This window comes from Pseudomonas sp. Irchel 3E20, from assembly GCF_900187645.1.
Classification (GTDB): Bacteria; Pseudomonadota; Gammaproteobacteria; order Pseudomonadales; family Pseudomonadaceae; genus Aquipseudomonas.
In genome coordinates this window covers 595404-608164 of record NZ_FYEE01000002.1, presented here as the reverse complement: position 1 = coordinate 608164, position 12761 = coordinate 595404, and the positions used below count along the sequence as shown (strand labels likewise).

The window sequence follows — 12761 nt, the reverse complement described above, 5'->3', positions numbered from 1 at the left end:
CACGAAAGGATCAACGCTCCAGTAGGATCCGCAGCATGCGCCGCAGCGGCTCGGCCGCACCCCACAGCAACTGGTCGCCGACGGTGAACGCGCCCAGGTACTGAGTGCCCATGTTCAGTTTGCGCAAGCGGCCCACGGGTACATTCAGGGTGCCGGTGACCTTGGTCGGGCTCAGCTCCTGCATGCTGATATCGCGTTGGTTCGGCACCAGTTTGACCCACGGGTTGTGCTGGCTGATAAGCCCTTCGATATCGGCGATCGGCACGTCTTTGTTGAGCTTGATGGTCAGCGCCTGGCTGTGGCAGCGCATCGCGCCGATGCGCACGCAGATGCCGTCCACCGGGATCGGGCTCTTGAAGCGGCCCAGGATCTTGTTGGTTTCGGCCTGGGCCTTCCACTCTTCTCGGCTCTGGCCGTTAGGCAGTTCCTTGTCGATCCACGGAATCAGGCTGCCCGCCAGCGGCACGCCAAAGTTTTCGGTCGGGTAGGCTTCGCTGCGCATGGCTTCGGCCACACGCCGGTCGATATCGAGGATGGCGCTGGCCGGGTCGGCCAGTTGATCGGCGACCGCAGCGTGGGTCGCGCCCATCTGCTTAATCAGTTCGCGCATGTTCTGCGCGCCGGCACCGGAGGCCGCCTGATAGGTCATGGCGCTCATCCATTCCACCAGGCCAGCCTCGAACAGGCCGCCCAGGCCCATGAGCATCAGGCTGACGGTGCAGTTGCCGCCGATATAGTTCTTGGTGCCCGCGTCGAGTTGCTGGTCGATGACCTTGCGGTTCACCGGGTCCAGCACGATCACGGCGTCGTCCTGCATGCGCAGGCTGGACGCGGCGTCGATCCAGTAGCCCTGCCAGCCCGCTTCGCGCAGCTTGGGGAAGACTTCGCTGGTGTAGTCGCCGCCCTGGCAGGTCAGGATCACGTCGAGGGTTTTCAGCTCTTCAATGCTGTACGCGTCCTTGAGCGGGGCAATGTCCTTGCCCACGGACGGGCCTTGGCCACCGACATTGGAAGTGGTGAAAAACACCGGTTCGATAAGATCGAAGTCCTGCTCTTCCAGCATCCGCTGCATGAGCACGGAACCGACCATGCCGCGCCAACCGATCAGACCTACACGTTTCATCGCAACTACACCTTGTTAAAAAGTGGGCTCGCTCGCCGCCATCGGCGCCAAGCGCGGCCCGAGAGATTACAGATTCCGCAGCGCGGCGACTACTGCGTCGCCCATTTCCTGCGTCCCGACTTTAGTGCAACCGGCCGACCAGATATCCCCGGTGCGCAAGCCCTGGTCCAGCACCTGGCTGACGGCCTGCTCGATGGCATCGGCGGCGGCGTTCAGATTGAAGCTGTAACGCAACATCATCGACACCGACAAAATGGTTGCCAGCGGGTTGGCGATGCCCTGGCCCGCGATATCCGGCGCCGAACCGTGGCACGGCTCGTACATGCCCTTGTTGTTGGCATCCAGGGAGGCCGAGGGCAGCATGCCGATGGAGCCGGTGAGCATTGACGCCTGGTCGGACAGAATGTCGCCGAACAGGTTGTCGGTGACGATCACGTCGAACTGCTTGGGCGCGCGCACCAGTTGCATGGCGGCGTTGTCCACGTACATGTGGCTCAGTTCGACGTCCGGGTAGTCCTGGGCCACTTGCTCGACGATTTCGCGCCACAGTTGGCTGGAGGCCAGCACGTTGGCCTTGTCCACCGAGCAGACCTTCTTGCCGCGCACCCGGGCCATGTCAAAGCCCACGCGGGCGATGCGGCGGATCTCGCTTTCGCTGTACGGCAGGGTGTCGTAGGCCTGGCGCTCGCCGTTTTCCAGGGTGCGGGTGCCACGGGGCGCGCCGAAGTAGATGCCGCCGGTCAGCTCGCGGACGATAAGGATGTCCAGGCCCGAGACGATTTCCGGTTTCAGGCTTGAGGCGTCGGCCAGTTGCGGGTAAAGGATCGCCGGGCGCAGGTTGCCGAACAGGCCCAGTTGCGCACGGATTTTCAGCAGACCGCGCTCAGGGCGGATGTCGCGCTCGATCTTGTCCCATTTCGGCCCACCCACGGCACCCAGCAGGACCGCGTCAGCGGCGCGGGCGCGGTCCAGGGTTTCGTCGGCCAGGGGCACGCCGTGCTTGTCGATGGCCGCGCCGCCGATCACGTCGTGGCTCAGCTCGAAGCCCAAGGCATACTTGTGGTTAGCCAGTTCCAGGACTTTGACCGCTTCGGCCATGATTTCCGGACCAATGCCGTCACCCGGGAGAATCAGAATCTGCTTGCTCATGCTTTCCTCTTGTTATCTAGCGACCGGCCCGCGGGCCCGTCCGGAAAAATTTAGGTGCGTGCCTAGCGCTCGGCCCACAGCACCAGCACGTCGGTACTGAAGGAGCCGTCGGCCTCGATCTCGAAGTAGTCGCGCACTTCCTGGCCCATGGCCTGCTGCAACTGCCGGATCGCTATGCACAAGGCTTCTGGCGTGCGCATCCGCGCCACCCAGGAGCTGTACTCCAACCGCAGGCGCTGGCGCGAGGTGCTGCGCACATGCAGGCCGGCGTCGCTGACCTGGCGCAGCCACTGGCCAGCATCGTAATCGCGCACGTGGCTGGTGTCGCGCAGTACCTCGACGCTTTGCAGGTAGGTGTCGAGCAACGGGCTGCCCGGCGACAACACATCGACGAATGCCGCCACGCCACCGGGCTTGAGCACCCGGCGCACTTCCCGCAGCGCCAGGCCCAGGTCGCTCCAGTGGTGGGCCGAATAGCGGCTGAACACGAAATCGAACTCGCCATCGGCAAACGGCAAGCGCTCGGCAGCGCCCTGTACGGTGCGGATGTTGCCCAGGCCACGATCTACTGCGGCGGCGGCCACCACGTCGAGCATCTGCTGGGAGAGGTCGTAGGCGACCACTTCCTTGACCAACGGCGCCACATGGAAGCTCACATGCCCGGCACCGCAGCCCAGGTCCAGCAAGCGCGCCTCGCCCTGCCCGGCCAGTTCGGCCTGGAGCAGCGCGAATTCAGTGCCCTGGGCGTGAACTGCGCTGCTCAGGTAGGCCGAGGCCTGTTCGCCGAACTGCTTTTGCACGACTTGGGTGTGGGCGGTGGTCATGATGAGTTCCTTGGGTTTGTGGCATGGATACTGGCGCTATCGCGGGCAAGCCCGCTCCCCCACTTGACTGCATTCGCGCATCGGCCGGTGGGAGCGGGCCTGCCCGCGAAGGCGTCAGGGCGATCTACCGCACATCAAGCATCGCGAAACAGCCACGGCTGGCTCGCCCGGTGCTTGGCCTCGAACGCGGCAATGGCGTCGCCGTCCTGCAAGGTCAGGCCGATGTCGTCCAGGCCATTAATCAAGCAGTGCTTGCGAAACGCATCGAGCTCGAAGTGGTAGACCTTGCCGTCCGGGCGGGTCACGGTTTGCGCGGCCAGGTCGATGGTCAACTGGTAGCCGGGGTTGGCCTCGACTTGCTGGAACAACTCATCGACTTCGGCGTCGCTGAGGATGATCGGCAGCAAGCCGTTCTTGAAGCTGTTGTTGAAGAAGATATCGGCGTAGCTGGGCGCGATGATGCTGCGAAAACCGTACTCTTCCAGGGCCCAGGGCGCGTGTTCGCGGCTGGAGCCGCAGCCGAAGTTCTCCCGGGCCAACAGGACGCTGGCGCCCTGGTAACGCTCGGCGTTGAGCACGAAATCCTTGTTCAACGGGCGCTTGGAGTTGTCCTGGTAGGCGTAGCCCACGTCCAGGTAGCGCCACTCATCGAACAGGTTGGGGCCGAAACCGGTGCGCTTGATCGACTTGAGAAATTGCTTGGGAATGATCTGGTCGGTATCGACGTTGGCCCGATCCAATGGCGCGACCAAACCTGTGTGCTGGGTAAAAGCTCTCATCGGTAGTTCCTCAGATCAATTCACGAACGTCGATGAAACGACCGTTCACTGCCGCCGCCGCGGCCATGGCCGGGCTGACGAGGTGGGTGCGGCCACCGGCGCCTTGGCGCCCCTCGAAGTTGCGGTTGGAGGTCGAGGCGCAATGCTCGCCTGATTCCAAGCGGTCCGGGTTCATCGCCAGGCACATGGAGCAACCCGGCTCGCGCCATTCAAAACCGGCGTCGAGGAAAATCTTGTCCAGGCCTTCGGCTTCGGCCTGGGCCTTCACCAAGCCGGAACCCGGGACCACGATGGCCTGCTTGATGGTGGACGCCACTTTGCGGCCCTTGGCGATGACCGCTGCGGCGCGCAAGTCTTCGATCCGCGAGTTGGTGCACGAACCGATGAACACGCGATCGAGCTGGATATCGGTGATCGCCTGGTTGGCCGACAGGCCCATGTACTTCAAGGCGCGCTCGATGGAACCGCGCTTGACCAGGTCCGGTTCGCGGGCCGGATCGGGCACGTTCTGGTCCACTGCCAACACCATCTCCGGCGAGGTGCCCCAACTGACTTGCGGCTTGATCTGCGTTGCGTCGAGTTCGACCACCGTGTCGAACACCGCATCGGCGTCAGACACCAGGTCTTTCCAGGCTTCTACCGCCAGGTCCCATTCCGCGCCCTTGGGCGAGAACGGGCGGTCCTTGACGTAGGCCACGGTTTTTTCGTCCGCCGCCACCAGGCCCACGCGGGCACCGGCCTCGATGGACATGTTGCAGATGGTCATGCGGCCTTCGACCGACAGGTCGCGAATCGCGCTGCCGGCGAACTCGATGGCGTGGCCATTGCCGCCGGCGGTGCCGATCTTGCCGATCACCGCGAGGACAATGTCCTTGGCGGTGACGCCGAACGGCAATTGCCCTTCCACGCGCACCAGCATGTTCTTCATCTTTTTGGCCACCAGGCACTGGGTAGCGAACACATGCTCCACCTCGGAGGTGCCGATGCCGTGGGCCAGCGCACCGAAGGCGCCGTGGGTGGAGGTGTGGGAGTCACCGCAGACCACGGTCATACCCGGCAAGGTTGCGCCCTGCTCCGGGCCGATGACGTGGACGATGCCCTGGCGCACGTCGTTCATCTTGAACTCGGTGATGCCGTACTCGTCGCAGTAGTCGTCCAGGGTCTGCACTTGCAGGCGCGACACCTGGTCGGTAATGGCCTCGATCCCGCCCTTGCGGTCCGGGGTGGTCGGCACGTTGTGGTCGGGGGTGGCGATGATCGAGTCAACGCGCCAAGGCTTGCGCCCGGCCAGGCGCAGGCCTTCGAAAGCTTGGGGCGAGGTCACTTCGTGGATGATGTGACGATCGATGTAGATCAGCGACGAACCGTCGTCGCGTCGTTTCACTTCGTGGGAATCCCAGAGCTTGTCGTAAAGCGTCTTGCCAGCCATCAGACGGTCCTCATCAGCGCGTATCTATCTTCTATGCCCCGGGCCTTGAAGCGGCTCAATAACCCTTTGGCTTGTGAGGTCGATCCTATGGCGTTACATTGAATAACTCAAATTCATATTTTTTATGCTTTGGATAACTATCTGGAATACAACCATGGACCTGGCCAACCTCAATGCCTTCATCGCCATCGCCGAAACCGGCAGCTTCTCCGGCGCCGGCGAACACCTGCACCTGACCCAACCGGCCATCAGCAAACGCATCGCAGGCCTTGAGCAGCAATTGAATGTGCGCCTGTTCGATCGCCTGGGCCGCGAAGTGAGCCTGACCGAAGCCGGGCGCGCCTTGCTGCCACGGGCCTACCAGATCCTCAATGTGCTGGACGACACCCGCCGCGCCCTGACCAACCTGACCGGCGAAGTGACCGGGCGCCTGACCTTGGCCACCAGCCATCACATCGGCCTGCATCGCTTGCCACCCTTGCTGCGGACCTTCACCCGGCAATACCCACAGGTGGCACTGGATATTCAGTTTCTCGATTCGGAAGTGGCCTACGAGGAAATTCTCCACGGCCGTGCGGAACTGGCGGTCATCACCCTGGCCCCGGAGCCTCACTCGCTGGTGCGCGCCACGCCGGTGTGGGACGACCCACTGGATTTCGTCGCTGCCCCCGAGCACTCGCTGGCGAGCAACGGTGCGGTCAGCCTGACGGATATCGCCTCGCACCCGGCGGTGTTTCCCGGCGGCAACACCTTTACCCACCATATTGTCCATCGCCTGTTTGAAACCCAGGGCTTGACGCCGAACATCGCCATGAGCACTAACTATCTGGAAACCATAAAAATGATGGTCTCCATTGGCTTGGCCTGGAGTGTGCTGCCGCGGACCATGCTGGACGACCAAGTGGCGCGCATTCCGTTGCCGGGCATACAGCTTACGCGCCAGCTAGGCTATATCCTGCACACCGAAAGGACGCTGTCGAATGCTGCGCGGGCTTTCATGGCCTTACTGGATGCCCAGATCGATCTGCCACGCAAGCCGGCATCCATCGCCTGAGCCATGCCCTGAAACCCTTGCGCTAAACGCTTTATTCAGCCTAAGGCCTGCTCTCAATGCACACACCCGCTGACCGTGTTCCGCCCATGCCACGCATCCAGGCCCTCGACCCGCATACCTCGGAGCAGAGCTGGGAAAGTGCGCCGCAGTTGCTCGCCGCGCTCAATGGCGCCCGCTTGGGCGCCTGGTATTGGGACATCGAGAGTGGGCAGATCAGTTGGTCGCGGGGCACCCAGGCGCTGTTCGGCTTCGACCCCAAGCAACCCTTACCGGCCGACCTCAACTACCTGGACCTGCTCCCCCCGCAGGATCGCGCCAAAACCCTGCGCGCCATTCACGCCGTGCTGGCCGGCGCGCCGCTGGAGCAAGCCATGCACCACCGCATCTGCTGGCCGGACGGCAGCCTGCACTGGCTGGAAATCAACGGCAGCCTGCTCCCGGATAAAAACGGCAAACCGCGCATGATCGGCGTGATCCGCGAAGTCACCCACCAACGCCAACGCGAACAGGCCTTGAGCAGCTCGGAAAAGCGTTTCGCGACCCTGTTCCAACTGTCCCCCAACATGGTGCTGCTGACCCGCCAGGAAGACGGCCTGATAAGCGAAGCCAACCAGTATTTCGAGAGCCTGTTCGGCTGGCCCGCCAAGGATGTGATTGGCCGCACGACCCTGGAACTGGGCCTGTGGGTTCATCCCGAGCAACGCGCGCACCTGATCCACGCTACCCACGCCAAGGGCGAGCTGGTCAGCATGGAAGTGCAGTTCCGCGCCCGCAGCGGGCAACTGCACGACGGCATCCTCAGTGCGCAAAAAGTCGAGTTGGAAGGCCAGCCTTACCTGCTCAGTACCTTTCTCGACACCAGCGAACGCAAGAACGCCGAGCACGCCCTCAAGGACAGCCAGGAACGCTTGGACCTGGCCCTGGAATCGGCGCAATTGGGCACCTGGGACTGGCACATTCCCAGCGGCATGCTCTACGGTTCGGCCCGCGCCGCGCAGTTGCATGGCCTGGACCCGATCCCCTTCCACGAATCCTTCGACGCCTTTTTCGAGGGCGTGCCCGGCGAAGAACGCGACAGCATGCGCAACGCCTATCGCAGCCTACGCGAGGGCCCGGCCGGCAACTACCAACTGACCTACCGCGTGCAACTGGCCGACGGCAGCTCGCGCTACCTGGAAAGCCGCGCCCGCCTCTACCGCGACGAACACGGCGCGCCGCTGCGCATGGCGGGCACCCTGCTGGACATCACCGACCAGGTCGAGCGCGAACAACGCCTGGTGGCTTCCGAGGAGAAATTCGCCAGCCTGTTCCAGGTCAGCCCGGACCCGATTTGCGTCACCCGCCAGGACACCGGCCAATTCATCGAAATCAACTCCGCGTTCACCCAGACCTTCGGCTGGACCGCCGCCGACGTGATGGCACGCAGCGCCGACCAGATCGGCCTGTGGGACAACACCGGGCAACGTCAGCAACGCATCGAGCAAGTGATCCGCGAGCAAGCACTGACCAATGTCGCCATTGTCGTTCACCACAAGGACGGCCGAGCCCTGACGTGCGTGATCTCCAGCCGCCAGATCAGCGTCGGTAACCAGCCGTGCAGCGTCACCACCCTGCGCGACATCACCCAGCAACAACGCTCCGAAGCTGCGCTCAAGGCCAGCGAAGAGAAATTCGCCAAGGCTTTTCACTCCAGCCCCGACGCCATCACCATTACCGAGCGCGACAGCGGCCGCTACCTGGAAGTCAACGATGGCTTCTGCCGCCTCACCGGCTACCGCGCCGACGAGGTGATCGGCCGTACCGCTTACCAAGTGGGTATCTGGGCGGAAGAAAAACAACGCGCCGACCTGTTGGCAGAACTACGGGCCAAGGGCCGGGTACATCATCAGGAGATGCTCGGGCGCAACAAGCGCGGCGAACCCCTTATCGTGGAAGTCTCGGTGGAGCCCATCACTCTCAACGAGGTGCCGTGCCTGCTACTGACCGCGCGGGACGTCAGCCTGTTGAAGAATGCCGAAGCGCAGATCCGCCACCTGGCCTACCACGACCCGCTGACCAACCTGCCCAACCGCGCCCTGCTGATGGATCGCCTGAGCCAGCAGATCGCCCTGCTCAAGCGCCATAACCTGCGCGGCGCCCTGCTGTTCCTCGACCTGGACCACTTCAAGCACATCAACGATTCCCTCGGACACCCGGTGGGCGACACCGTGCTGAAAATCGTCACCGCGCGCCTGGAAGCCAGCGTGCGCATGGAAGACACTGTGGCGCGCTTAGGGGGAGACGAGTTCGTGGTGCTGCTCAGTGGCCTGGAAGGTTCACGCGGCGAGGTCAGCGCCCAGGTGCGGCAAGTGGCCGACACCCTGCGCGAATTGCTGTCTGAGCCTATGTTCCTTGACGGCCAGCGCCTACAGGTCACCCCCAGCATCGGTATCGCCCTGATCCCCGACCACGGCTCCACCCCGGCCGACCTGCTCAAACGCGCCGACATCGCCCTGTACCGCGCCAAAGATTCGGGGCGCAACACCACGCAGATGTTCCACACCACCATGCAAAAAGCCGCCAGCGAACGCCTGCGCATGGAAACCGACCTGCGCCTGGCCCTGGCCCGGGGCGAATTCAGCCTGCACTACCAGCCGCAGATAGACGCCCGCGGCCACCGCATCGTCGGCGCCGAAGCCCTGCTGCGCTGGCAACACCCACAACTGGGCGCGCAGTCGCCGAGCGAATTCATCAAGGTCCTGGAAGACAGCGGCCTGATCCTCGAAGTCGGCACCTGGATCCTCGACGAGGCCTGCCGGGCCTTCCGCCACCTAATCGACCAACACCTGATCGACCCACAGGATTTCAGCCTGTGCGTGAACATCAGCCCGCGCCAGTTCCGCCAGAACGACTTTGTCGAACGCATCGAACACAGCCTGCGCAGCCACCAATTGCCCTTCGGCCTGCTGAAACTGGAAATCACCGAAGGCATCGTGATCCAGAACCTGGACGACACCATCAACAAAATGCGCCGCTTGAAAAAACTGGGCGTCAGCTTTGCCATGGACGACTTCGGCACCGGTTACTCCTCCCTGACCTACCTCAAGCGCCTGCCGGTGGACGCGCTGAAAATCGACCAGTCCTTCGTGCGCGATGCCACCCACGACCCCAACGACGCAGAAATCATCCGCGCCATCGTCGCCATGGCCCTGAGCCTGCACCTGGCGGTGATCGCCGAAGGCGTGGAAACCCAGGAACAACTGGACTTCCTCCAGGGCCTGGGCTGTCACCTCTACCAAGGCTACCTGCACAGCCGGCCGCTGCCGTTGGCGGCGTTTGAGTTGTTGCTCAAGTAAGGGCGTCATGGGCTACACCGCCCCCAATGGATCAGGGTGGGCTCATCGACATGCATCCGACTGCACCCTGGTGAACGAGGGCCCAAAAAAAATGCCAGCCAGCTTACTCGCTGACTGGCATTACGCTAACGACGCCCTTTATGGGCTTGGGCTTAGTGCTGCAGCGCCCGGTTTTGCGCGCCATTGATGGGGATGCGCTTGGCTTTGGCTTCTTCCGGCACGACGCGCAGCAAGTCGATGCTCAACAGACCGTTGCTCAGGTCGGCCGCCTTGATCTCGATGTGGTCGGCCAGGCGGAACGACAGTTTGAACGCACGCTGGGCGATGCCTTGGTGCAGGTAGGTGACATCTTCGTTGGCGTCACGCTTGCCACCACTGACGGTCAGTACGCCTTTTTCGACTTGCAGCTCCAAGTCTTGCTCCTGGAAGCCTGCGGCAGCGATCACGATGCGGTATTGGTCGTCACCGTGTTTTTCCACGTTGTAGGGTGGGTAGCTGCTGCCGGGCTCGTTGCGCAAAGCGGTCTCGAACAGGTCGTTGAAGCGATCGAAACCCACCGAGGAACGAAACAGGGGGGCCAGGGAAAATGCAGTACTCATGGTTCAAGTCTCCTGAAATATCAGCAAGGTTTTTAGCAGGGCGACCCGACTTCGGCATCGCCTAACCCCTAGATAAGGACCACTGATGGCATTTCAAGCGTCTTTTTTTATTTTTTTTCAGGCCGCCTTGGGCACCGGTAAACCGAGCAGACGCGAGACCTGATCGAGCTCGGTTTCGCGCCGCAACAGGGTGAACAATGCCACTGCCTCGGGGTAATTACGGGTCAGCATCGCCAGCCACTGCTTGAGGCGCCCCGGCGATTGGCGCGCAGTCATCTGCGCCTTGGCTTGCAGCCAGAAGTCCTGGAGCAGCGGCAAGAGTTCGGCCCAGGTCATCTCGACCACTTCTTCGCCGGCCCGCGCCGCCGCGATTTGCCGCGCCAGGTCCGGGCGCGAGACCAGGCCACGGCCCAGCATAATGTCCTCCACGCCGCTGATTTCGCGGCAGCGGCGCCAGTCCTCGACGCTCCAGATATCGCCATTGGCGAACACCGGCACCTTGACCACCTCCTGCACGCGGGGAATCCACTCCCAGTGGGCGGGCGGCTTGTAGCCGTCGGTCTTGGTCCGCGCGTGCACCACGATATGCTCGGCCCCGCCCTCGGCCAGCGCAGTGGCGCAGACCAGGGAACCGTCCGGGCTGTCAAAACCCAGGCGCATCTTGGCGGTCACCGGGATATGGGCCGGCACCGAGCGACGCACCTGCTCGACGATGCGGTTGAGCAATTCCGGCTCCTTGAGCAGCACCGCGCCACCCCGGGACTTGTTGACAGTCTTGGCCGGGCAGCCAAAGTTCAGGTCGATCACCTCGCTGCCCAACTCGCACGCCAACGCGGCGTTTTCCGCCAGGCACACCGGGTCGGAGCCGAGCAACTGTACGCGCAACGGCACGCCCGAAGCGGTCTTGGCGCCATTCAGCAGTTCCGGTCCGAATTTGTGGAAGTAGGCGGGGGTGAGCAACTGGTCGTTGATCCGGATGAACTCGGTCACGCACCAGTCGATGCCGCCGACCCGAGTCAAAACATCGCGCAGGATGTTGTCGACCAACCCCTCCATGGGCGCTAAAGCAATTTGCATGGAAAACACTCAACGAAAAACGTGCGGCAGTTTACGGGTTTCGGCGCATGGCGGGTATTTCCCCGGACGGGACGGCCTCATCCCGCACGGCCGGGCCATAGCCTGCGATGAACTCGGCAGGCATGCGCTTGGGCTTGCCCGTGGACAATTCGATGCAGACAAAAGTGGTTTGCGCCCGCAGCAGGGTCGTGTTGTCACGCGGGCGCACCAGTTGGAAACGCCGGGTCATTTTCAGGCGCTGATCCCAGTCGATGATCCAGGTGGCCAGTTGCAGCTCATCGTCTTCATAGGCTGCGGCGAGGTAGTCGATCTCATGGCGCACCACCGCCATGGCACGGTCCAGACGCCGATACTCCACCAGGTCCAGCCCCAGGCGTTGGGAATGGCGCCAGGCGCAACGTTCGAGCCACGTCACGTAAACGGCGTTGTTGGCATGCCCGAGGCCGTCAATGTCCTCGGCGGCCACCTGTAGATCAATGATAAAAGGCGTTGCCAGATCCCAGCCCATGGGTCACTCCCCGGTCGATTCAATTGGACCGGGGCAGTGTACCGGATGCTCAGGCCGATTGGCGTTCGGCCGTGCTGCGGTTGGCCAGCAGGGCCAGCACGCCCTCGATCAGCCGCGGATCGGCCAACACGCGCTGATGGCCCCCTTCGGGCAGGCGTAGCAAACGGCTGTCGAACCAGGCCTCGTGGATCAATTGCGACTCGGCCACCGGGACGAACAGGTCATCTTCGGCGTGCACGATCAGCCCGGGCATGGCCAATTGGTAGTGCGCCACGTCCAGCTTCGCGGCGGGGACGCCCACATCCCGCTCCACATGGCGGATAAACGCCGAACGCGCCTTGGGTGGCAAGCCGACATAGCGGGCAAAACCACGCAGCACTGCAAGAATCCGCGCCGGCGCGGAAATACACACCAGGGTTTGCGTGCGCAGGCCCAATTGCGCCGCGAGCATGGCGCTGGCACCTCCCATCGAGTGACCGATCACCGCTTGCAGCGGCGGCAACTCGGCAGAGGCCTCGACTATGGCGCGGGCAAACAGCATCACGTTAGCTTCATGGCCGGGCGAACGGCCGTGGGCCGGGCCGTCCAGCGCGACAACCGAATACCCGGCCGCGACCAGCGCATCGATCAGGCTGGCGAACTGGGTCGGCCGCCCTTCCCAGCCGTGCATCAACAACACCGTAGGCCCTTCCCCCCAGCGCAGGGCCGACAGCCCGAAGCGCAAGGTGATCCGCTCGGCACTCGCCAGCAGCGGCAGCTCCCAGTCACGGGGTGGCATGTCCCGGGGCTTCATGAACGCCAGGCGCATTTTCTTCGCCATAAACCCCGGAGCGAACCAACCCAGGGTGCTGTTAACGCCTCTAACCCAGCTCAACGTGCTCATT

Annotated in this window: 11 protein-coding genes; 2 read left to right on the top strand and 9 right to left on the bottom strand. The window is 63.2% G+C overall.

Features of this window, described 5'->3' with window-relative positions; all coding sequences use genetic code 11:
• Nucleotides 1-10: 10 nt before the first annotated feature.
• The 5 genes from asd to leuC all read right to left on the bottom strand — a co-directional run bounded on the left by asd (nucleotide 11) and on the right by leuC (nucleotide 5304).
• Complete coding sequence (gene asd / locus CKW13_RS06130; protein ID WP_095107693.1) at nucleotides 11-1123, bottom strand: aspartate-semialdehyde dehydrogenase; 1113 nt, start codon at nucleotides 1121-1123, stop codon at nucleotides 11-13.
• Between the two features lie 66 nt (nucleotides 1124-1189).
• The gene (gene leuB, locus CKW13_RS06125; protein WP_095107692.1) at nucleotides 1190-2272 is read right to left on the bottom strand and encodes a 3-isopropylmalate dehydrogenase; all 1083 of its coding nucleotides are present in this window, start codon (nucleotides 2270-2272) and stop codon (nucleotides 1190-1192) included.
• A gap of 62 nt (nucleotides 2273-2334) precedes the next feature.
• Complete coding sequence (locus CKW13_RS06120; protein WP_095107691.1) at nucleotides 2335-3096, bottom strand: class I SAM-dependent methyltransferase; 762 nt, start codon at nucleotides 3094-3096, stop codon at nucleotides 2335-2337.
• A 134-nt stretch (nucleotides 3097-3230) separates the two neighbouring features.
• Nucleotides 3231-3875 carry a 3-isopropylmalate dehydratase small subunit gene (leuD, locus tag CKW13_RS06115; protein WP_095107690.1) on the bottom strand — a complete coding sequence of 215 codons (645 nt, stop codon included), beginning with the start codon at nucleotides 3873-3875 and terminating at the stop codon, nucleotides 3231-3233.
• Between the two features lie 10 nt (nucleotides 3876-3885).
• Nucleotides 3886-5304: a 3-isopropylmalate dehydratase large subunit gene (gene leuC / locus CKW13_RS06110; protein ID WP_095107689.1), complete on the bottom strand. Its 1419-nt coding sequence runs from the start codon at nucleotides 5302-5304 to the stop codon at nucleotides 3886-3888.
• A 154-nt stretch (nucleotides 5305-5458) separates the two neighbouring features.
• Between leuC and CKW13_RS06105 the strand changes: the two genes are divergently transcribed.
• Complete coding sequence (locus tag CKW13_RS06105; protein ID WP_095107688.1) at nucleotides 5459-6358, top strand: LysR family transcriptional regulator; 900 nt, start codon at nucleotides 5459-5461, stop codon at nucleotides 6356-6358.
• Between the two features lie 56 nt (nucleotides 6359-6414).
• Nucleotides 6415-9693: a PAS domain S-box protein gene (locus CKW13_RS06100; protein ID WP_095107687.1), complete on the top strand. Its 3279-nt coding sequence runs from the start codon at nucleotides 6415-6417 to the stop codon at nucleotides 9691-9693.
• A 152-nt stretch (nucleotides 9694-9845) separates the two neighbouring features.
• On the opposite strand, the gene CKW13_RS06095 is transcribed toward CKW13_RS06100, so the two are convergent.
• The 4 genes from CKW13_RS06095 to CKW13_RS06080 form a co-directional block, all read right to left on the bottom strand.
• On the bottom strand, nucleotides 9846-10292 hold the full coding sequence (locus CKW13_RS06095) for an Hsp20 family protein (protein WP_095107686.1): 447 nt from the start codon (nucleotides 10290-10292) through the stop codon (nucleotides 9846-9848).
• A 117-nt stretch (nucleotides 10293-10409) separates the two neighbouring features.
• Complete coding sequence (locus tag CKW13_RS06090; RefSeq protein WP_095107685.1) at nucleotides 10410-11369, bottom strand: tRNA-dihydrouridine synthase; 960 nt, start codon at nucleotides 11367-11369, stop codon at nucleotides 10410-10412.
• A 31-nt stretch (nucleotides 11370-11400) separates the two neighbouring features.
• Complete coding sequence (locus CKW13_RS06085) at nucleotides 11401-11877, bottom strand: thioesterase family protein (RefSeq protein WP_095107684.1); 477 nt, start codon at nucleotides 11875-11877, stop codon at nucleotides 11401-11403.
• Nucleotides 11878-11926: 49 nt separating this feature from the next.
• Nucleotides 11927-12760: an alpha/beta fold hydrolase gene (locus CKW13_RS06080; RefSeq protein WP_095107683.1), complete on the bottom strand. Its 834-nt coding sequence runs from the start codon at nucleotides 12758-12760 to the stop codon at nucleotides 11927-11929.
• Nucleotide 12761: the final 1 nt, after the last annotated feature.